Below are 20755 nucleotides of genomic sequence, written 5' to 3'. Positions count from 1 at the left end.
CGCCAGCATGGCTCAGTTTTTCAGTTTAGGATCCAGCGCGTCGCGCAGCCCGTCGCCCAGCAGATTAAATGCCAGCACGGTCAAAAAGATGGCGAGACTGGGGAAAATCGCCACGTGCGGCGCCATCACCATATCCGCGCGCGCTTCGTTCAGCATCGCGCCCCATTCCGGCGTGGGCGGCTGCGCGCCCAGCCCCAAAAAAGAGAGGCTGGCGGCGGTAATAATCGAGGTGCCGATACGCATGGTAAAATAGACCACCACAGAGGAGAGCGTACCCGGCAGAATATGGCGCAGGATAATAGTGACATCTGAAGCGCCAATGCTTCTGGCGGATTCAATGTATGTCATCTGTTTCAACACCAGCGTGTTACCGCGCACCAGACGCGCAAAGGCAGGAATACTGAAAATAGCCACGGCGATAACCACGTTCGCCATGCCGCTGCCCATAATAGCGACCACGGCAATCGCCAGTAAAATTCCGGGGAAAGCGAACAGCACGTCGCTGATGCGCATAATAATGCGATCCCACCAGCCTTCATAATAGCCCGCCAGCAACCCCAGCACCGTACCGATGGCCGCGCCGATCGCTACCGAAAAAAAGCCGGAAATCAGCGATAAGCGTGTTCCCAGCAGCACGCGGCTAAAAATATCGCGGCCCAGCGAATCGACGCCGAACCAGTGCATCGCCGATGGCCCTTCCGTCAGGCGATCGTAATCAAAGTAGTTTTCCGCGTCGAAGGGCGCCAGCCAGGGCGCCACAAAGGCAACCGCAATCAGCAGGATAATAAAGAGGCCGGCCGTCATCGCCACCGGCTGGCGACGAAAACGCCGCCAAAATTCCCGCCACGGCGTGCGTACGCGATGCTGTTTTATCGTTGGCATCGCGGCCAGGGCCGCGCTACGTCGCCAGTTTTTCATCGCCCGTCCTTATTTGTAGCGAATAGTCGGGTTAATCGCCGCGTACAGCATATCGACAACCAGGTTAATAAGAATAAATTCCAGTGAAAACAGCAATACTTCGGCCTGTACCACCGGGTAGTCGCGCATTTCTACCGAATCCACCAGCAGGCGCCCCAGTCCCGGCCAGTTGAACACCACCTCCACCACAATCGAGCCGCCCAGCAAAAAGCCGAACTGTAGGCCCATCATGGTAACGACCGGGATCATCGCGTTGCGCAGGCCATGCTTGATCACCACCCACGTTTCGCGCACGCCTTTCGCCCGCGCGGTACGCATGTAATCTTCCTGCATCACCTCCACAAAAGAGGCGCGGGTAAAACGGGCCATCACTGCGGCAACGGCCGCACCCAAAGTGATGGAAGGCAGAATATAGTTGCGCCAGCCATCCGCGCCGACGGTAGGCAGCCAGCCCAGCTCCACGGAGAAGATTTGCATCAGCAGCATGCCCAGCGCGAAGGCGGGAAAAGAGATGCCGGAAACGGCCAGCGTCATGCCGATACGATCCGGCCAGCGATTGCGCCAGACGGCCGAGACGATGCCGATAGTCATGCCGAAAATCACTGACCAGACCATGCTGCTTAGCGTCAGCCACAGCGTGGGCAGAAAACGCTGGGCGATTTCCGCCGAAACAGGCCGACGGGAAACCATCGACTGACCAAAATCGCCCCGTATCGCCTGGCTGATAAAATGCCAGAACTGCTGAATCAGCGGCTGATCCAGGCCCAGCTGCTGGCGTACCAGCGCCACGACGGTGGCGTCCGCTTCCGGCCCGGCCACCAGCCTGGCCGGATCGCCCGGCAGCATATGCACAAACAGAAAGACCAGCACCGCCACGATAAGCAAAGTGGGGATCAGGCCCAGCAGTCGTTTAATAAAATAGTTAAGCATAGGTTTCCTGACACGTTCACGGCGGCGCCCGCCACACCAGGCGCCGCCGGAGCGGTTACTTCAGATCGGCCTCTTCAAAGCTGAACGAAGTATCCGGCATGACATAAAAGCCCGTCAGGTTTTTGGTATTGGCTGAAACCAGCTTTTCCACCACCAGCGGTGCCCACGGGCGATCGTTCCAGATGCGATCCTGCGCGTCTTTATAGAGCGAGGCTTTCTTCTGAGCGTCGGTGGTGTTTAGCGCATCGGCCAAATCTTTATCCACCTGCGGATTGCTGTAGAAAGCGGTATTGAAAATCGTCGGTGGCCAGGACTGCGTGGCGAACAGCGGCGTCAGCGCCCAGTTGGCTTCGCCCGTCGAGGCGCTCCAGCCGGTATAGAACATTTTCACGCCGCTCTCTTTCTGCCCTTTATCCTCAACCTGTGCCGCGCGCTGGCCGGCATCCATGGCGGTGACCGTAACTTTAATGCCTACCTGCGCCAGCTGCTGCTGGGTGAACTGCAACACTTTCTGCGCCGTGCTGTGGTTATGCGAAGACCACAGCGTGGTGCTGAAGCCGTTCGGATAGCCCGCTTCTTTCAGCAGCTCGCGCGCTTTCGCCGGGTTGTACGCCAGCGGCGGATAGCTTTGCGCATACTGAATCGATGGCGGCACGATGCCCGTGGCCGGCGTGGCGTAACCGGCAAAGGCGACCTTCACCAGCGCCTGGCGATTGATGGCGTAGTTGATGGCCTCGCGCACTTTGGGATTATCAAACGGCTTCTGCGTGACGTTAAAACTGATATAGCGCTGCATGATGGAAGGCGTGGCCACCAAATCTAATTTGCTGTTTTTTTCCAGTAGTTTGGCCTGCTCGTAAGGCACCGGGAAAGCCAGATTCGCCTCGCCGGTTTGCAGCATTGCCGCACGGGTATTGTTATCCACTACCGGCCGCCAGGTAATGCTGTCCAGCTTCGGATAGCCAGCCTGCCAGTAGCCCGCAAATTTTTTCACCTTTACAAAATCGGTCTGGTTCCAGGTTTCCAGCTCGTACGGGCCGGTGCCCACCGGGTGGAAGCCGATCTCTTTGCCATATTTTTTCAGCGCAGTTGGTGAAATCATCGCCGCTGCCGGGCTGGCAAGCGTGTTGATAAAAGCGGAGAACGGCTGTTTCAGGGTAATTTTCACGGTAGTGGGATCGATCACTTCCGTGGTCGCCACCGACTTAAACAGGTTGTAGCGCTTGAGGTGATTATCAGGGTTGCTGGCGCGATCCAGATTCACCTTCACCGCTTCAGCGTTGAAATCGGTACCGTCCTGGAACTTGATGCCGCTGCGCAGTTTAATGGTGTAGGTCAGGCCGTCCTTGCTGGCGTCAAAACTCTCCGCCAGCACGTTAATCCGCTTCATCTCTTTATCAAAGCCGAACAGGCCCTGATAGAAAGATTTGGCGACCGCCTGCGACAGCGTGTCGTTGGCGTCATAAGGATCGAGCGTGGTGAAATTAGAGCCAACGGCGATCACCGCATCTTTTGCCGCCCAGGCCGGGATCGCCGTCAGGCTGCTCAGGATCCCGGCAGCCAACAGCAGCTTGCGTTCAATAATCATGCTTTTTCTCCAGTGATTTTGTTATGCAGCATATTCAGACGCCGCCGACGGCATGACGGGCAACATAGTGCCCCGCGCCGACTTCTACCAGCGGCGCGACTTCAGGCTCTTCGCCGATAGCCCGAATCGGGCTGGGTATCTCATCCGCCAGCAGCGCCCGTTCGCGACGGCGATGCTGCGGATCGGCTACCGGCACGGCAGACATTAATTTACGCGTATAGGGATGCTGGGGATTTTCGAATACCGCCTGGCGCGAACCTATCTCAACGATCTGCCCGAGGTACATCACCGCCACGCGGTGGCTGATCCGTTCCACTACCGCCATATCGTGAGAGATAAACAGAAAGGCGATGCCAAACTCCCGTTGCAGATCCATCATCAGATTGACGATTTGCGCCTGTACCGAAACGTCCAGCGCCGAGACGGATTCATCAGCAATCACCACTTTAGGATTGAGCGCCAGCGCTCGCGCAATGCAGATACGCTGGCGCTGGCCGCCGGAAAACTCGTGCGGATAGCGCCGGGCATGTTCCGGCAGCAGGCCGACGCGCTCCAGCAGCCAGGCCACGCGCGCCTCGGCCTCTGTTGCCTTTCGCCACGCCGTGCACCAGCAGCGGCTCCATAATAGAAAAGCCAACCGTCAGACGTGGATCGAGCGAAGCGTAGGGATCCTGAAAGATAAACTGAATATCGCGCCGCAGATGAGAAAGCGCCGCGCCGGTAAGGTTGTCGATGCGCTGGCCGTTAAAGGTGATGGTGCCGCCCTGACTGGCGACCAGCCGCAGCAGCGAACGACCGGTGGTGGATTTCCCACAGCCCGATTCGCCAACCAGCGCCAGCGTTTCACCCGCGCGCAGATCGAAACTGACCTTTTCCACGGCATGAACGCGCCGCGTGACGCGATTCAGAATGCCGCTGCGTATATCGAACCGCGTCACCAAATCCCGCACCTGAAGCACCGGAGGCGCGTCGTTCACCACGGTATCCTGTTTTTCCTGCGCCGTTTCGCTGTCGGCCATTAACAATGGAAAACGAGCCGGGAAAGGCCTGCCCCGCATCGCGCCCAGCTTAGGCACCGCGGCCAGTAGCGCTTTGGTATAATTCTGCTGCGGATGCTGAAAAATGGCCTCAACCGGCCCGGTTTCTACCACGTCGCCGCGATACATCACCTGCACGCGATCGGCCATTTCCGCCACCACGCCCATATCATGGGTGATGAAAATAACGCCCATCTGCATCTCTTTTTGCAGTACGCGGATCAGCTGTAAGATTTGTGCCTGAATGGTGACGTCCAGCGCCGTGGTGGGTTCGTCGGCAATCAGCAGCGCCGGACGGCAGGAGAGCGCCATCGCAATCATCACCCGCTGACGCATGCCGCCGGAAAGCTGATGCGGAAAGCGGCCCAGCACGTTTTTGGCCTCCGGGATGCGCACCAGATCCAGCATCCGTTCGGCTTCCTTCAGCGCCTCGCGGTGGCTTTTACCCTGATGCAGAACAATCGATTCCGCAATCTGATCGCCGACGGGAAAGACCGGGTTAAGCGAGGTCATCGGTTCCTGAAAAATCATCGCCATATCCGCGCCGCGTACTCTGCGCAGCCCCGACTGCGGCGTGCGCAGCAGATCGATCGCTTCGCCGTTGCGGCGCCGGAGCCAGATTTCGCCGCTGTCGATGCGCCCCCCGCCCTGCTCCACCAGCCGCATCAGCGCCAGCGAGGTGACGGATTTTCCCGAGCCGGATTCGCCTACTATCGCCAACGTTTCGCCACGCTGCACCTCAAGCGAAAGGTTTTTCACCGCCTGCACGGTGTCGCCTTCCTGCGCAAAGCTGACGCTCAAGTTTTTGACCGACAAAACCTGTCCGGCGGACAGATCGGATCCACTGGCCATCCTGACTCCCTATTCTTCGCGATAGATTCCCACGTTTGGCGCATCGCCCACGTAGCCAAAACCCCGATACATGCCTTCGCTGTTAAACGGCAGCGCAATGTTGCCTTCGCGATCTATCGCTATCACGCCGCCGCTGCCGCCCAGCACGCTGATTTTTTCCATCACCACGCGCTCGCTGGCCTGCTTAAGCGACAGGCCGCCGTACTCCATCAGGGCAGCGATGTCGTAGGCCGCCAGCGTACGCATAAAAACTTCACCGCTGCCGGTGCAGGAAACCGCTACGTTGGCGTTATTGGCGTAGCAGCCCGCGCCGACAATTGGCGAGTCGCCGACGCGTCCGGCCTGCTTGTTGGTCATGCCGCCTGTTGAGGTAGCCGCCGCCAGATTGCCGTGCCGATCCAGCGCCACCGCGCCTACGGTGCCGAATTTACGATCGGGGTCAAGCGGATCGTCGGACGCCTGCGCCGCGCCGTCATGATCCAGCATGGTTTGCTGCATCTTTAAGGCTCGCTGTAACTGCTCGTAGCGTTCCGGCGTAGAAAAGAAGTCGGGCGGCACCGGCGCGAAGCCTTGCTCAACGGCAAACCGCTCCGCGCCCTCGCCAATAAACAGCACGTGCGGGCTTTTCTCCAGCACGGCACGCGCGACCAGCACCGGATTGCGTACCTGCCTGACCCCGGCGACCGCGCCCGCTTCCAGCGATCTGCCGTCCATCACGCAGGCGTCGAGCTCATGGGTGCCCTGATGGGTAAAGACCGCGCCTTTTCCCGCATTGAACAGCGGGCACTCCTCCAGCAGACGCACGGCTTCCGTTACCGCATCCAGCGCGCTGCCGTCCTGCGCCAGGATAGCCTGTCCGCTGGCGACGATGTCGGAAAGCGCCTCGATATAAAGCCGTTCTTTTTCCGCGCTCAGGCTGGCGCGGGCAATAGCGCCAGCGCCGCCATGGATGACGATTGCTGCTCTGCTCATAATCCTTTTACCCTGCGTGCCAAATCGGCAAGAAAAACACTGTGTTAGAATGGTTTTGTCAAATTGTGACCGTTTTTGACTATAGGCAGGCTGTAAAGTGATGTAAAGCGGAAAGTGGGTACGGCGGTAATAACGAAAGCTTATGGTTTATAACCTGTTGGTAGCTTTACGTGACCGCGTCAATAATTCACGCCATACTATTTGCCATCTGATTGTATACGCCTGCCCGGCTGTCGGGCATGCCGAGGACGTTATGGAAGCTTTTACTGCGGGACTTATCTCCCTTGACGACGCGCTGTCTACCATGTTGGATCGCGTCACGCCGGTTGCAGAAACCGAAACGGTGCCGCTGACCGCGGCCACGGGCAGAATTACCGCCGCCGCCGTTATCTCTCCTGTTGATGTTCCCCCCTTTGCCAACTCCGCTATGGATGGCTACGCCGTACGCCTGGCCGACCTGGCGACGGGAAATCCGCTGCCCGTCGCCGGGAAAGCCTTTGCCGGAACGCCCTTTAGCGGCGAGTGGCCGGTCGGCAGCTGCATTCGCATTATGACCGGCGCGCCTGTACCGGCAGGTGCGGAGGCCGTGGTGATGCAGGAAGAAACCGAACAGGCTGGCGAAGCGGTGAAGTTCCTGGCCACGGTCAACGCCGGGCAGAATATTCGCCTGGCCGGTGAGGATATTGCTCAGGGCGCCAGCGTGCTGAGCGCCGGTATTCGTCTGGGCACGGCGGAGCTGCCGCTGCTGGCCTCGCTGGGCGTGCCGGAAGTGGCCGTTAAACGTCGGCTGCGCGTGGCGGTATTCTCTACCGGTGATGAGCTTCAGCCGGTCGGCGAACCGCTGGCCGCCGGCCAGATCTACGACACTAACCGTTTTGCCGTGCGCCTGATGCTGGAAAAGCTGGGCTGCGAGGTGATAGATCTTGGCATTATTCGCGATAATCAGGCCGCGCTGCGCGCCGCCTTTATTGAAGCGGACAGCCGGGCCGACGTGGTGATCAGCAGCGGCGGCGTTTCGGTGGGCGAAGCAGACTACACCAAAGCGATGCTGGAAGAGTTGGGCAAAATCGGCTTCTGGAAGCTGGCGATCAAGCCGGGCAAACCTTTTGCTTTCGGCCGGCTACAAAACAGCTGGTTCTGCGGCCTGCCGGGCAATCCCGTTTCCGCGGTGCTGACCTTTTATCAGCTGGTGCAGCCGCTGCTGGCGAAGCTTAGCGGCCTGACCGCTGCCGCGCTGCCACCGCGCCAGCGAGTGAAAAGCGCCAGTAGCCTGAAAAAAACGCCCGGCAGGCTCGATTTTCAGCGCGGCAAACTGTCGCGCAATGCGCTGGGCGAGCTGGAAGTCAGCAGCACCGGCCCGCAGGGATCGCACGTCTTCAGCTCTTTCAGCCAGGCGAACTGCTTTATCGTGCTCGAGCGCGATCGCGGCAACGTACAGGCCGGGGAATGGGTGGAAGTCGAGCCGTTCAACAGCCTGCTGGAGGGGTAATGAAACCGGAACTGAGCGACGAAGAGATGCTGCGCTACAACCGGCAAATTGTGCTGCGCGGCTTCGATTTCGACGGCCAGGAAGCGCTGAAGGCGGCAAAAGCATTAATCGTTGGGCTGGGCGGTTTAGGCTGCGCCGCCAGCCCCTATCTGGCTTCCGCTGGCGTGGGCCATCTGACGCTGCTCGATTTTGACCACGTCTCCGTTTCTAATTTGCAGCGGCAGATCCTGCATCGCGATGCGCAGGTTGGCCTGCCGAAGGTTGACTCCGCACGCCGTCAGCTAGGTGAAATCAATCCGCATATCGTGCTGGAAAGCATCGATCGCCAGCTTGAAGAGGCAGAACTGGCCGATCTGATCGCCCGGCATGACGTGGTGCTGGACTGTACGGATAACGTGGCGACCCGCGAGCAGCTAAACCGGCTCTGCTTCGCCAGCAAAACGCCGCTGGTTTCCGGCGCGGCTATCCGCATGGAAGGCCAGATTAGCGTCTTTACCTGGCAGGAAGCGGAGCCTTGCTATCGCTGCCTGAGCCGCCTCTTTGGCGATGCCGCGCTCAGCTGTGTGGAAGCGGGCGTGATGGCGCCGCTGGTCGGCGTCATCGGCTCGCTCCAGGCGATGGAAACCATCCGCCTGCTGAGCAAATATGGCGACAGCGTGGCGGGAAAACTGCTGATGTATGATGCGATGACATTACAGTTCCGCACGCTTAAGCTTGCCAAAGACCCCTGCTGCGAGGTTTGCGGCGGCTGACCTTCTTAGCGCGCCTTTTTTTGCAACGGCGCGCTCATTACTTGCCCGCTTAGTCTGTAAAAACAAGCCATTCTTCCGGCTGCCGCTATAGTTAGATCACTGCGAATGTCGCGCCAGGGAGTATTGCATGAGTGAGGAGCATCACCCGCAACCGGATGTCAGCATGCAGAGTCTGCGTCGCCTGCTGGTTGTATTTTTGCTGGTGATAGGCTGTGCCGTTGTGCTGGTGAACGGATGGGTGGTTTACAGTATTTGGCAGCGCGTTGTGAATGAAACTCAGAATAACGCCCGGAATTTATCACAATCGCTGTCACGACAAGCCGAAGATACGCTGCTGCCGGTCGAGCTGACGCTGCAGGATCTACGCGATCGTATTACGCTGGTCGGTCTGGACGCCGAGCGGCAAAACTACCTGCGCACGCTGTTAATGGAGCGAAAAGCTTCGCTGCCGCAGCTGCACGGCCTGTTTGTCTACGACCGCGCAGGCAACTGGGTGCTGACTTCTCAGGGAATGCTTAACCAGCGCAGCAATAATGCCGATCGCGCCTACTTTAAATATCATCAGCAGCATAGCGATTTGGATCTGCATATCGATGAGGTCATTCGCAGCCGCACCACCGACGAGCTGGTTATTCCCGTTTCAATGAGGCTGAACAACCGCGACGGCACTTTTCGCGGCGTGCTGCTGGCTACGCTTCGCATCGACTATTTTCGGCAGATTTTTGGCTATTACAGCCTGGGTGACAAAGGCCTGCTGGCGCTGATGACCCATACGGGCAATATTCTTTACGTTCGTCCTTTTGTCGATAATCTGCTTAACCGCAACATAGCCAACAGTCCGCTGTTTACGCATCTGTTAAAAACTTCCCCCAACGGAACGGCAAGCTACAAAGCCGCGCTTGACGGCGTCGAACGTATTTTTGGCTATGCGAGCCTGAAACGCTATCCCTTGGTGATTACCGTCGGCTATGACAAAAAGCAGCTGGTGCAGGCCTGGCTGGCCGAGCTGGTGGTTTATTTGTCGCTGTGCGCGCTGCTGCTGCTGGTGATTGCCGCGCTGGGCTGGCTGCTGCTGCGTAATATTGGCCATACTATCCGCGATCAGGAGGAGCTGGCCACGGCGCGCGACCGGCTGACGGCGATAAACCGTACGCTGCAAACGCTGGCGCTGGTGGACAGCCTTACCGGTCTGGCGAATCGCCGCCAGTTCGACCTCTATCTGGATCGCAGCCTGGAGCGCGCCAATAAGCTGCGTTCGCCGATGGCGCTGCTGATGATAGATGTGGATTCATTTAAGCGGTTCAACGACACCTACGGCCATCTGGCCGGCGACGAGTGTTTGAAATACGTCGGCAACGCCCTGTTGAACATTGGGCTTCGCTCCGATGACCTGATCGCACGCTACGGCGGCGAGGAGTTTGCGGTGATCCTTACCGATTGCGGCCAGGAGGCGGCGATGAAAGTGGCGGAAAGGATAAGAGAAGCCGTTGCCGCGCTGGAGATCCCACATCGTAACAGCGAAAGCGCGGCTAAAGTAGTGACTATCAGCATAGGTCTCCATGTGATGCAGAGCAATCAGCCGGAAGATCGCCAGACGCTGATAGGCCAGGCGGATAAAGCGCTTTATCAGGCAAAATTAGCCGGAAGGAATAGAGTGGAAATATTCCAGTAATTTCCAGAAAACATCAAATAGTTGCGCACCTTCACCTTTTTCTGCGCTGTTATCCTTTATTCTTTACGCGCCAATACCAGCCAGCCCTTTGCTTATCTCGCCCCGCTGGCGTAGTTTACAGGACACAAGGAACAGGGATATGGGTAGCTATTTATGCCCGTCTGACATGAGTGATGTCTGGCATAAGGACGAAGGAAACGGAGAAAATATGGATATTCTGGAACAGCGCGTTGAGCGACTTGAAGAAGATACGCGACAGATAAAACTCGATCTTGCCGTGCTTACGGCTCGTTCAGAAAATTTTGCCACCAAAACGGACGTGGCGGAACTCAGAGCTGAGTTGATAAAAGAGATAGCCGCCAGCGAAGCGCGCACTAATATCAGATTTGAAAAGATCGATGAAAAATTCGAGCGAATAGACGAAAAATTCGAGCGAATAGATGAAAAATTCGAGCGAATGTTTGAGAAGTTTAACGATATCAACAGCAGGATCACCTGGACGCTGATGATACCGGCGCTGGTGGCCGTTCTTCTGTGGTTTATTAAAACCGCGATCCTGAAAATCTGACCCGATAGCTTACCGGGCCAATAAGGCGGAGCAGATGCCCCGCCTTTTTATTTAATTCAGGCGATACCTTTGCTGCGCAGGTAATCTTCGTAATTACCGGTGAAGTCGTGGATTTTGCCCGGCGTCATTTCAATCACGCGGGTCGCCAGCGAGCTGACGAACTCACGGTCGTGCGAAACGAAAATCAGCGTGCCTTCGTACATCTCCAGCGCCATGTTCAGCGCCTCGATGGATTCCATATCCAGGTGGTTGGTCGGCTCATCCATAATCAGCACGTTCGGCTTTTCCATCATCAGCTTGCCAAACAGCATACGGCCCTTTTCGCCACCGGAGAGGACTTTCGCTGGCTTTTTGATATCGTCCTGGCTGAACAGCAGGCGACCCAGAATGCTGCGTACTGCCTGCTCGTCATCCCCTTCCTGCATCCATTGGCTCATCCAGTCGAACACCGTCAGGTCGTTGGCAAAATCATGCGCGTGATCCTGCGCATAATAGCCGATGCGGGCGTTTTCTGACCATTTAACCGTGCCGTTATCCGGCTGCTGTTCGCCCACCAGCGTTTTCAGCAGCGTGGATTTACCGATACCGTTCGGCCCGATAATCGCAAGCTTTTCGCCTACTTCCAGCAGCAGGTTAACGTTTTTAAACAGCGGGCCCTGATCGAAGCCTTTGGTCAGCCCTGCCAGCTCCAGCGCATTACGGAACAGCTTTTTATCCTGCTCGAAGCGAATAAACGGGTTCTGACGGCTGGAGGCTTTCACCTCATCCAGCTTGATTTTATCAATCTGCTTGGCGCGGGAAGTTGCCTGACGCGATTTAGAGGCGTTGGCGCTAAAGCGGCTGACGAAAGATTGCAGCTCGTTAATCTGCGCTTTCTTCTTGGCGTTATCGGCAAGCAGACGTTCGCGCGCCTGGGTTGCCGCCGTCATGTATTCGTCATAGTTGCCCGGATAAACGCGCAGCTCGCCGTAATCCAGATCGGCCATATGGGTGCAGACCATATTCAGGAAGTGACGGTCGTGCGAAATAATAATCATAGTGCTGTTACGTTCGTTCAGCACCTGCTCCAGCCAGCGAATGGTATCGATGTCCAGGTTGTTGGTTGGTTCGTCAAGCAGCAGGATCTCTGGATTAGAGAACAGCGCCTGCGCCAGCAGCACGCGCAGCTTCCAGCCCGGCGCAACTTCGCTCATGGGGCCGTAATGCTGCTCCAGCGGAATCCCCACGCCCAGCAGCAGTTCGCCAGCGCGCGATTCTGCGGTGTAACCGTCCATTTCGCCGTATTTTTCTTCCAGATCGGCCACTTTATAGCCGTCTTCTTCGCTCATTTCCGGCAGCGCGTAAATGCGGTCACGCTCTTCTTTCACTTCCCACAGCTCGCCGTGGCCCATGATGACCGTATCCAGCACCGAGTACTGCTCAAAGGCGAACTGATCCTGACGGAGTTTACCGATGCGCTCGTTAGGATCGAGCGACACGTTGCCCGCAGACGGCACCAGGTCGCCGCCGAGAATTTTCATAAAGGTGGACTTGCCGCTACCGTTGGCACCGATCAGGCCATAGCGGTTGCCGCCGCCAAATTTGACAGAGATGTTTTCGAACAGCGGCTTACTGCCAAACTGCATGGTGACGTTGCTGGAAACTAGCACAGGATTGCCTTTCATTTACGATGGGGGAATAAATCAGCGCATAGTATGCCAAAAAAAAGGGGCGGCGAATACACCGCCGCCCGCTGAAGCTTCCCGATTTCGCTAATGACTTTCCGCTTTACGTTCCGGCGATCGTACGGCTCGTGTCTCAACGTCGTTACTCAGCCAGTCATGCAGATAATGTTCGATCTGCTCCAGGCTGCGGTTGCGCGTTTCCGGCACGCATTTGATAACAAAGACCGCGCCAAACAGGCCAATAAAGGCGAAGATAAAGAACGCGCCGGAAAGCCCTACCGTGGCCAGCAGCATCGGGAAAACCAGCGAGATAATGAAGTTGGCAATCCACATAGCAAATACCGCGCCGCCCATAAAAATCCCGCGCAGGCGAGTCGGGAAGATTTCCGAAAGCAGCAGCCAGGTGACCGGCGACAGCGCGCCCTGCTGGAAGCTAAGGAACATCAGCATGCCCAGCAATACCAGATAGCTACGCATCATGTCCGGCTGGCCATTGACTGTTTCCGGCATAAAATAGCTGATGCAGCCAATAAACAGCAGGCAGGCGGTGCAGCCGAACTGACCGATCATGGTCAGGGTGCGGCGTCCCAAACGGCCCAGCAGCCAGATCCCCACAAAGGTCATCAGTACTGAAATCACGCCGTTGGCGATAGTGGCAAACAGCGCAGCGTCGGTGCTCATACCCACCGCCTTCAGCATGGTAGGCGCGTAATACATAATGGTGTTTACGCCGGAAAGCTGTTGGATCACCGCTACGCCGATCCCGATAAGAAACAGTTTGAACAGCCAGGGCTTGCGCAGCTCTTTCAGGCTGGGCTTGTTTTTGTTTTCCTCTTCGCTGAGCGTTTCCTCAATTTCCGTCATCTCCCACTCGACGTCACTTTTGGCACGGGTTCTCTCCAGCACCTTGCGCGCCTCCGCCAGACGTCCTTTCATCGCGTACCAGCGCGGCGTATCGGGCATAAACATCATGCCGAACCAGAGCGCTACGGCGGGTACGGTAGCGACCGCCAGCATCCAGCGCCAGGTCTGCTCGCCGCCCCAGGCCGCGTTAAAACCGGCATTGGAAATATAGGCCAGCATCTGACCGGACACGATCATTAGCTCCTGGAGCGTAACCAGCTGTCCGCGCTTGTTGGCAGGCGCGATTTCGGCAATGTAGACCGGCACGGTTGCCGCCGCGCCGCCTACCGCCACGCCTAATACCAGGCGGAAGAAAATCATCCAGTGCACATCAGGTGCCAGTGAGGTTCCCAGTGCGCCGATGGCGAAAATGACGGCGAGAACGATAATGATTTTCTTCCGCCCGGCTGCCGCGGCGAAATGACCGGAAATCAGCGCGCCGAACGCAGCGCCGAACAGCAGCGAACTGGTCACCAGGCCGGTAGTGAATGGCGTAAGATGCAGCTCCGTGCCCATAAACAGCAGCGCACCGGAAATAACCCCGGTGTCGTAACCAAACAGCAGGCCGCCCAGCGTGGCGATAACGGCGATCACTTTGACGAAGGGTTCCGTTCGCGACGTGCTGTTAGGCCCCGAGGCCCGATTGGGCGTGAGATATTGTTCTTTAGGCATTATGTTGACCTCTTCGTTATTCGCAGGTCAGGCCGCCAGAAATAAAGTGGCGCCTGGTGTGTTCTCCAGGCTCTTAACTTAGTGCATTTCTTTCATTTAAAATAACAATGAAAATTAAATTTTGCGGCACAGCTCTCACCGCATCGCTGCTTTTGTGACGCAAGTATCATAAGTGGGGCGCAACCTGTCGCCACACCCTACCCTGTCTGGGTTAAAACAGAAAAGCGCACCCTTATCCAACTAAAACTTTTATTTCATTTTAATGAAAAAGCATCGGATAATTTTGCCGTGGGCGGTTTATGACCGTTAAGCATTTCGATCATGGAGGGAAACACGGCTGTAACAGGCGAGGCAGATGTTTTCATAAAAGGCCGCACTGGCAGGAACGGGCAAAGCCAGGTAAGGCGACCGGCGGCGACGTTGCGTTACCGCCGGTCGGGCAAGGGCCTCAGCCCGCCGGCGTATCGCCGCTTTCTGCGGGGCCGAAAACGGAGTAGTCCGGCAGCTGCACGTTTTGATAAAGCTCCCAGCCGCCGCCCAGCGCTTTATAGAGCGCGACCAGATCCAGGCTGCTCTGCACCCTGGCAGATGCGGCCTGCTGCTTCGCCTGAGCCAGCTGGCGCTGCGCGGTTAGCGCGTCGATAAACGAAGAAAGCCCCTTGCCATAGCTGTCGTTAGCCAAATCGAAGGCGTTTTGCAGCGCGTCAACCGTTTGATCCAGCCCTTCCACCTGCTGCTGATCGGTGCGATAGCTGACTAACGCGTTTTCCACATCCTGCAAGGCGGTCAGAACCGTCTGCCGATAGCCAAGCGCGGCGCTGGCCTGCTCCGCTCTGGCGAGTTTTACGCCAGAAACCAGCCTGCCGCCCTGGAAAATCGGCAGCGAGACCGAGGCGCCGTAGCTGTAGAAATGGCTGCTCCAGTTATCCAGATAGCTGGCGTCGGTATTACGCATTCCGAACTGCCCGGTCAGCGAGAAATCCGGGAACAGCTGTGCGACGGAAACGCCAATACTGGCTGTCGCCTCATGCAGTCTCGCTTCCGCCTGACGCACGTCCGGACGCCGGCGCGCCAGCGTGGACGGCAGACCCACCGATACCGCTTTTGGCAAGGCCGGCATCGCTTTCGGCGCGGCCAGTTCGGCATCCAGCGCCCCCGGCGGCTTGCCGATCAGCACCGCCAGCCCGTTCATCGCCTGATGCATTTGCGATTCATACTGCGGCAGCTGCGCGCGCAGAGAATGCAGCTGGGCGCGAGCGTTTTCCACGTCCATCTGAGGCGCGAGGCCGTTGCGCTGCTGGCTTTGCGTCAGCTCCAGCGTTTGCTGCGCCACTTCAATCTGCGTTTGCAGCGTCTGGCTAATCAGCTGCGCGCCGCGCAGCTGTAAATAGGTGCGGGCCACCTCAGCCTCAAGCGAAACCAGCGCGTCGTTACGGCTTTCCAGTGACTCCTGCTGCTGCGCGCCTGCTGCCTCAACCTGCCGACGGACTTTGCCCCACAGATCCAGCTCCCACGAGGCGTCAAAACTGCCCTGATACAGCCCGACCGGTTTGGTCAGCCCGTTCAGCGCCGAGCGGACGTCGGTATCGCCGCTGACCTCATCCAGCTGGCTGTAGACGCCTTTCGATTCCAGCTCGCCTTTCAGGCCCAGCTGCTGGCGCTGTGCCGAGGCGGCGCCGTTGATCGAGGGGAACCATGCGCCACGAGCCTGATTAAGCTGCTGACGAGAACCGGCGATGCGCAAAACAGCCTGCTGCAGGCTCAGATTGCCGACGATGGCGCGATCGATCAGGCTGTTTAGCTGCGGATCGTTAAACGATTTCCACCAGCCCGGATTGGTGACGGTGGCCTGGGGACGAGACGCGCGATCCGATGCCAGCGAGTTGAAAGCAGCGGGCGTGGACGGTTTCGGCGCCCGGTAGTCCGGCCCGACGCTACAGGCCGACAGCGTAATAGCCGCAACCAGCAGCACGCCGAGCCGCGAACGCGTAAATAAAGGAGAAACGTTCATGTCAGTGTGCTCCTGCACTGCCCTCGCTCTTAATCGGCGCCAGCAGTAAACAAAATGGAATAAGAACCAGAGCGACAATGCTCAGGCCCATAAAAACGTCGATATAGGCCAGAATACGCGCCTGGACGATCATCTCTTTATAGACCTGCCCTGTCGCTATCGTAATCGGATCGCCCACCGCTGAGGTAAAGTCTCTGACCCCCTGCGCCCAGCGTTCTACCGTCAGATTGAACGGCTCGTTAAGCGGCGTCATGTTATGCACCATGTGCGCGCTACGCGCCTGTTCCCGCTCGGTAATCATCGCCGTAGAAAGCGAAATGCCTATCGAACCCGCCACGTTACGACACATGGTGAACAGCGCTGACGCATCCGCATTTAGCTTTTGTGGAATAGTCACGAACGCAATGGTCGTTAACGGCACAAACAGGAAACCCAGCCCGATGGTCTGCGCGCTGCGCATCATCACCAGCGTGGTGAAATCGATATTGGGCGTCAGCTTCGCGGAATAGAGAAAAGAGACAAACAGGCAGGTAAAACCGAAGGCGATAATCCAGCGCGTCTGGACGATCGGCATTAGCTTCAGCACCAGCGGAATGGTCAGCACAATCAGCACCGCACCGGGCGAAAGCACCAGCCCTGACCAGGTGGCGGTATAGCCCAGATCCTGCTGCGCCAGCTGGGGGATCACCACCGAGCTGCCATAGAGAATAGCCGCCATGCCGGACATCAGAATACTGGCGACGGCAAAGTTGCGGTCTTTCAGCACGTGCAGATCCACCACCGGCTTTTTGGCATAGAGCAGCCAGTAAACCGCGCCGACCAGCCCGATAGCGCTCAGTATGGTGAAGGTCATAATGAAATTAGAGCTGAACCAGTCGTCATCTTCGCCGCGATCGAGAAAGACCTGCAAACAGCCCAGCCCCAGGGTAATTAAACCGATACCGATATAGTCGATATTCAGTTTCCCTTTGGCCCATTTACGCTCCCAGGGCGGATCTTCCAGCAGCTGATAGATAGCCAGCACGCTCAGAATGCCGACCGGGATATTAATAAAGAATACCCAGCGCCAGCTGTAGTTATCGGTGATCCAGCCGCCCAGCGTCGGGCCAAGCACCGGCGCGACGATAATGGCGATAGAGGAAAGACCAAACGCCTTGCCGCGATCTTCCGGCTTAAAGTAGTCCAACAGTACCGATTGCTGTACCGGCTGCAGGCCGCCGCCGAAAAAGCCCTGCAGGATCCTGAACAGAATGATCTGCCACAGCTCGGTAGCGATGCCGCACAGGAAAGAGCAGACGGTAAACATCACAATACAGATCAGAAAGAACTGCTTGCGGCCAAATACGCGGCTGAGGAAGGCGGAGATCGGCAGCACGATGCCGTTCGCCACCAGATAGGAGGTCAGCACCCAGGTTGACTCGTCATAGCTGGATGAGAGCGAACCGGCGACGTGCGGCAGCGCCACGTTGACAATGGTGGTGTCCAGGATCTCCATAAACACCGCCAGCGTCACCGTCATCGCGACCAGCCAGGGGTTACTGGCCGGCTGCCAGCTCTGGCTTTGACTCATTCCACTGTCACCTCAGGCTCCACCGACAGCCCCAGCGGCAGCGGCTTGTTCGGATCCAGTCCCTTATCGATAACGATCTTGACCGGCACGCGCTGGACAATTTTCACATAGTTGCCGGTCGCGTTTTCCGACGGGAAGGTAGAGAAACGGGAGCCTGAACCCATCTGAATGCTTTCCACGTGCCCTTCCAGCTTCATATCCGGCCAGGCATCCACGGAAATATGCACTTTATCGCCAGGGTTCATTCTTTCCAGCTGCGACTCTTTAAAGTTGGCGGTGATCCAGACATCTGGCGAAACCAGCGAAAACAGCGAGGTGCCAGCCTGAACCAGCGTGCCGACCTGCACGTTACGTTTAGTGACGAAGCCATCGTAAGGCGCGCGCACTTCTGTATAGGAAAGATTAAGGTTAGCCGTGTTCAGCTGCGCTTTGGCCTGTTCGACCTGCTGCTGACGAGCTTCCACGTTGGTTTCCTGCTGGCGAATTTGCAGCTGGATTTGCGAAGCGACTTCTACCTGCGCTTTCGCGCTTTCCAGCTCGGCCTTCGCGCTTCTTAACTGCGCGCTGGCCGCATCAATATTACGCTGCGAGGTTGCACGCGGATCGACGCCGCGCTGGCGTTTGTAATCTTCCTGAGCATTAAGGAAGTTAGCTTCCGCCTTGGCCTGCTGCGCCAGCGCCTGATCTTTCTGCGCCGGATACTGCACTTTAGACAGCGCCAGAGAAGCCTGCGCCTGATGCAGCTGCGCCACGGCCAGGCCAAGCTGGGCCTGAGCCTGATCGCGCTGCGCCTGGGTATCCTGCGGATCGATAACTACCAGCAGATCGCCCTTTTTCACCCGCTGGTTATCGGTAACCAGCAGCTTAGTGACATAGCCGGAGGCTTTAGGCGCAATAGTCACGGCGTCCGATTCCGTAAAGGCGTCGTCCGTCGTTTCTATATTGCGGCCGGTAAACCAGAAGTAAAAGCCGACAATAATCATGACGATCACCACAATCGCCAGAATAATCAGCGGCTTTTTGCCGGGGCGTTTACGTTCCGCCTGGCCCTCGTCCTGCTGCTGGTCGTCCTGCTGCGGTTTGTCGTTTTGGTCGTCAGACTGCGAATTATTCTGCGGATGACGCTGGTCATCATCTGAGGAAGAATTTGATTGATTAGCCATAGTTCTCATCAGGTTACGGCGGGCTCAAGCCGAGCCCGCAAGATTCACGCTGTTATAAACATAGGGCCTAAATTGACAAATGCCAGTGTTTCTTTACAAAGTCAGAAAAGATTCAGGCTACAGCGCATCAATGCCTAAAAGCAGCACCCAGCCCAGCGCCATCGCCCACAGCAGCATGGGCAGCGAGTAGAAGTGGAAACGCAGCCAGACAGAGCGATCTTTCGCCATCCGCAGCGCGATAAGGTTTGCCAGCGAACCGGGCAGCAGCCCGAAACCGCCGATATTCACCGCCCAGGCCAGCAGCGTGCTGGCTGGCAGATTCGCCAGCAGTAAAATAGTAGCCGGCACGTTGCTGATAATCTGCGACAGGCCGATCGCCAGCAGATATTTCCCGCCCTCCGGCAGCTGCGGAATTTGCTGGAGCAGATGCTGTAAAGCGGGAAGTCGGGTTAACAGAAAAACATCCACGAACATGGCGATAAATACCGCCAGCAGGCTCCAGTCGATCGCCAGCAGCGTGCGGCGTGCCATCAGCAGGAAAACGCCAAATACCAGCAGAACGCCCCAGCCCGCATAGCCCATCTCCAGCGCGATAATAAACAGCAAATAGAGCACGACGCTGGCAATCAGCAACGAGCGCTGCCATTGCGTTTCCGGCGAATGTGACGAGCGCTCGATCCGTTTCGCCGAAAAACTGACGGCGGTAAGCAGCAGCAGGCTGGCCAGCAGCGCCCCGCCCAGCGGCAGCATCTGGCCGATAAAACCGGCGAAGCCGACGTGGCCGTGTTGCCACAGCAGGATATTTTGCGGATTGCCTATGGGCGTGAGCAGCGATCCGGCGTTAACCGCCAGCGCCTCAAAGATGACCAGCCGGGCGATCGGCAGCGAGGAGTAGCGACGCAGCGTCAGCGTCAGCGGCACCAGGATAAAGAGTGCGACATCGTTGGTCAGGAAAGTGGACAGCAGCGCGGCGGCAGCGGTCAGAAACAGCGCCAGCGAACGCTCTGACTGAAAGCGCTGCACCAGGCGACGTCCCAACACGTCGAAATAACCGCTGGCTTCGATGCCTTTGGTCAGCATCAACAGCCCGCCCAGCGTCAGTATGGTCGACCAGTCCACCGCCGCAGTCAGCTGCCGCAGCGAGAAAGGCGCAAAGCAGGCCAGCAGCAGGCCCAGTAAAATTAACAGATGCAGAAAGCGATCGTGCAAAAAAGGCCTGAGCAGCGTTGCCATACGGACTCACCTGAGAGGAAATTACTGACGGCTTTCGTAGAATTGCTGAAAAATAGCCAGGGTTTCGTCACTAACGTGATGTTCCAGCCCTTCCGCATCGCGGCGGGCGGTATCAGGGCTGATGCCCAGCGCCAGCAAAAACGTTTCCACAATATGGTGGCGTTTGCGACTTTCTTCCGCCAGCGCCTCTCCTTCAGCAGTCAGGAACACGCCGCGATAGGGAACCTGCTCGACCAGTCCAACCGTAGCCAGGCGTTTCAACATTTTGGCAACGGTAGGCTGGGAAACGCCGAGCCGCGCCGCCATATCAACCTGGCGGGCTTCGCCAAATTCACGGATCAGATCGGAAATCAGCTCAACATAGTCATCAATTAATTCACGCCGATGGGCTTCACGGACCTGACGGAAGCCTTCGACATGCTCTTCTATCTCTTTCAGTGGCGCAGGCACTGCGGTTTTAGCGCGACGACTCATTCAGCTTCCTCATTATTATTTCTGGCGCGTGCGGGCGCTCGCATCAGCCTGATGGTGCCACATTGTAAACGAAGCGCACGGAAGCACAAAATCTCGCGCAATAGCGCTGGCTACGAATTATAGCCTGTGCTATACCTGTACATAAAGCGAACGGAGGAGACCATGAAAAAACCACTTTTACTACAGCTGCTCTGTCGTTCGCCTTTTACGCTACGGCTGATGCTGCTGGAGATGCTGACAGCAGAAAAAAATCCCGGCGGCTGATTCAGCCATAAAAAAAATCCGCC

General features: G+C 57.4%; 15 protein-coding genes and 1 pseudogene. 4 read left to right on the top strand and 12 right to left on the bottom strand.

The features are described from left to right. Positions 1-12: 12 nt before the first annotated feature. From gsiD to ACVWZ0_RS07895, 5 genes and pseudogenes are all read right to left on the bottom strand, one after another. Entirely contained in the window at positions 13-918 is a 906-nt protein-coding gene (gsiD, locus tag ACVWZ0_RS07915) for a glutathione ABC transporter permease GsiD (RefSeq protein ID WP_253454762.1), read from the bottom strand. A gap of 9 nt (positions 919-927) precedes the next feature. After that, entirely contained in the window at positions 928-1848 is a 921-nt protein-coding gene (gene gsiC / locus ACVWZ0_RS07910) for a glutathione ABC transporter permease GsiC (protein ID WP_253454763.1), read from the bottom strand. A gap of 55 nt (positions 1849-1903) precedes the next feature. After that, complete coding sequence (gene gsiB / locus ACVWZ0_RS07905; protein WP_253454765.1) at positions 1904-3436, bottom strand: glutathione ABC transporter substrate-binding protein GsiB; 1533 nt, start codon at positions 3434-3436, stop codon at positions 1904-1906. Between the two features lie 34 nt (positions 3437-3470). Next, positions 3471-5325, bottom strand: a pseudogene (gene gsiA, locus ACVWZ0_RS07900) (glutathione ABC transporter ATP-binding protein GsiA). Between the two features lie 9 nt (positions 5326-5334). Beyond that, the gene (locus ACVWZ0_RS07895) at positions 5335-6297 is read right to left on the bottom strand and encodes an isoaspartyl peptidase/L-asparaginase (protein WP_253454767.1); all 963 of its coding nucleotides are present in this window, start codon (positions 6295-6297) and stop codon (positions 5335-5337) included. Between the two features lie 253 nt (positions 6298-6550). On the opposite strand from ACVWZ0_RS07895, the gene moeA reads away from it, so the two are divergent. The 4 genes from moeA to ACVWZ0_RS07875 all read left to right on the top strand — a co-directional run bounded on the left by moeA (position 6551) and on the right by ACVWZ0_RS07875 (position 10778). Further along, positions 6551-7786 carry a molybdopterin molybdotransferase MoeA gene (gene moeA, locus ACVWZ0_RS07890; protein WP_253454768.1) on the top strand — a complete coding sequence of 412 codons (1236 nt, stop codon included), beginning with the start codon at positions 6551-6553 and terminating at the stop codon, positions 7784-7786. Beyond that, on the top strand, positions 7786-8538 hold the full coding sequence (gene moeB / locus ACVWZ0_RS07885; RefSeq protein WP_253454769.1) for a molybdopterin-synthase adenylyltransferase MoeB: 753 nt from the start codon (positions 7786-7788) through the stop codon (positions 8536-8538). The genes moeA and moeB overlap by 1 nt, the downstream gene beginning before the upstream one ends. 127 nt (positions 8539-8665) lie before the next feature. After that, positions 8666-10210 (top strand): GGDEF domain-containing protein, encoded by a 1545-nt coding sequence (locus ACVWZ0_RS07880; RefSeq protein ID WP_253454770.1) that lies wholly within the window; start codon positions 8666-8668, stop codon positions 10208-10210. Between the two features lie 139 nt (positions 10211-10349). Then, on the top strand, positions 10350-10778 hold the full coding sequence (locus ACVWZ0_RS07875) for a coiled-coil domain-containing protein (RefSeq protein WP_253454771.1): 429 nt from the start codon (positions 10350-10352) through the stop codon (positions 10776-10778). 56 nt (positions 10779-10834) lie between these two features. Here the strand turns inward: ACVWZ0_RS07875 and ACVWZ0_RS07870 are convergent, their stop codons facing one another. The 7 genes from ACVWZ0_RS07870 to mntR form a co-directional block, all read right to left on the bottom strand. Next, the gene (locus ACVWZ0_RS07870) at positions 10835-12427 is read right to left on the bottom strand and encodes an ABC-F family ATPase (RefSeq protein WP_253454772.1); all 1593 of its coding nucleotides are present in this window, start codon (positions 12425-12427) and stop codon (positions 10835-10837) included. 102 nt (positions 12428-12529) lie between these two features. Continuing rightward, positions 12530-14017, bottom strand: coding sequence for a sugar porter family MFS transporter (locus tag ACVWZ0_RS07865; RefSeq protein ID WP_253454773.1), 1488 nt, complete (start codon positions 14015-14017; stop codon positions 12530-12532). A gap of 448 nt (positions 14018-14465) precedes the next feature. Further along, positions 14466-16028 (bottom strand): efflux transporter outer membrane subunit, encoded by a 1563-nt coding sequence (locus ACVWZ0_RS07860; RefSeq protein ID WP_253454774.1) that lies wholly within the window; start codon positions 16026-16028, stop codon positions 14466-14468. 1 nt (position 16029) lies between these two features. Next, the gene (locus tag ACVWZ0_RS07855) at positions 16030-17598 is read right to left on the bottom strand and encodes a DHA2 family efflux MFS transporter permease subunit (protein ID WP_253454775.1); all 1569 of its coding nucleotides are present in this window, start codon (positions 17596-17598) and stop codon (positions 16030-16032) included. Further along, positions 17595-18770: an HlyD family secretion protein gene (locus ACVWZ0_RS07850; RefSeq protein ID WP_253454776.1), complete on the bottom strand. Its 1176-nt coding sequence runs from the start codon at positions 18768-18770 to the stop codon at positions 17595-17597. The genes ACVWZ0_RS07855 and ACVWZ0_RS07850 overlap by 4 nt, the downstream gene beginning before the upstream one ends. Before the next feature lie 108 nt (positions 18771-18878). After that, a complete protein-coding gene (locus ACVWZ0_RS07845; RefSeq protein WP_253454777.1) occupies positions 18879-19994 on the bottom strand; it encodes an SLC13 family permease in 1116 nt (371 codons plus the stop codon). A 21-nt stretch (positions 19995-20015) separates the two neighbouring features. Beyond that, complete coding sequence (mntR, locus tag ACVWZ0_RS07840; protein WP_253454778.1) at positions 20016-20468, bottom strand: manganese-binding transcriptional regulator MntR; 453 nt, start codon at positions 20466-20468, stop codon at positions 20016-20018. Positions 20469-20755: the final 287 nt, after the last annotated feature.

The sequence above is a fragment of the Erwinia sp. TECH1 genome, from assembly GCF_054057575.1.
The sequence above is the reverse complement of the archived record's forward strand: the minus strand, read 5'-3'. Positions and strand labels throughout refer to the sequence as shown.

What these genes read in the sequence shown, in the direction of transcription:
- gsiD (WP_253454762.1), bottom strand. Translation starts at nt 918, where the DNA reads ATGAAAAACTGGCGACGTAGCGCGGCCCTGGCCGCGATGCCAACGATA.
- gsiC (WP_253454763.1), bottom strand. Translation starts at nt 1,848, where the DNA reads ATGCTTAACTATTTTATTAAACGACTGCTGGGCCTGATCCCCACTTTG.
- gsiB (WP_253454765.1), bottom strand. Translation starts at nt 3,436, where the DNA reads ATGATTATTGAACGCAAGCTGCTGTTGGCTGCCGGGATCCTGAGCAGC.
- ACVWZ0_RS07895 (WP_253454767.1), bottom strand. Translation starts at nt 6,297, where the DNA reads ATGAGCAGAGCAGCAATCGTCATCCATGGCGGCGCTGGCGCTATTGCC.
- moeA (WP_253454768.1), top strand. Translation starts at nt 6,551, where the DNA reads ATGGAAGCTTTTACTGCGGGACTTATCTCCCTTGACGACGCGCTGTCT.
- moeB (WP_253454769.1), top strand. Translation starts at nt 7,786, where the DNA reads ATGAAACCGGAACTGAGCGACGAAGAGATGCTGCGCTACAACCGGCAA.
- ACVWZ0_RS07880 (WP_253454770.1), top strand. Translation starts at nt 8,666, where the DNA reads ATGAGTGAGGAGCATCACCCGCAACCGGATGTCAGCATGCAGAGTCTG.
- ACVWZ0_RS07875 (WP_253454771.1), top strand. Translation starts at nt 10,350, where the DNA reads ATGGGTAGCTATTTATGCCCGTCTGACATGAGTGATGTCTGGCATAAG.
- ACVWZ0_RS07865 (WP_253454773.1), bottom strand. Translation starts at nt 14,017, where the DNA reads ATGCCTAAAGAACAATATCTCACGCCCAATCGGGCCTCGGGGCCTAAC.
- ACVWZ0_RS07860 (WP_253454774.1), bottom strand. Translation starts at nt 16,028, where the DNA reads ATGAACGTTTCTCCTTTATTTACGCGTTCGCGGCTCGGCGTGCTGCTG.
- ACVWZ0_RS07855 (WP_253454775.1), bottom strand. Translation starts at nt 17,598, where the DNA reads ATGAGTCAAAGCCAGAGCTGGCAGCCGGCCAGTAACCCCTGGCTGGTC.
- ACVWZ0_RS07850 (WP_253454776.1), bottom strand. Translation starts at nt 18,770, where the DNA reads ATGAGAACTATGGCTAATCAATCAAATTCTTCCTCAGATGATGACCAG.
- ACVWZ0_RS07845 (WP_253454777.1), bottom strand. Translation starts at nt 19,994, where the DNA reads ATGGCAACGCTGCTCAGGCCTTTTTTGCACGATCGCTTTCTGCATCTG.
- mntR (WP_253454778.1), bottom strand. Translation starts at nt 20,468, where the DNA reads ATGAGTCGTCGCGCTAAAACCGCAGTGCCTGCGCCACTGAAAGAGATA.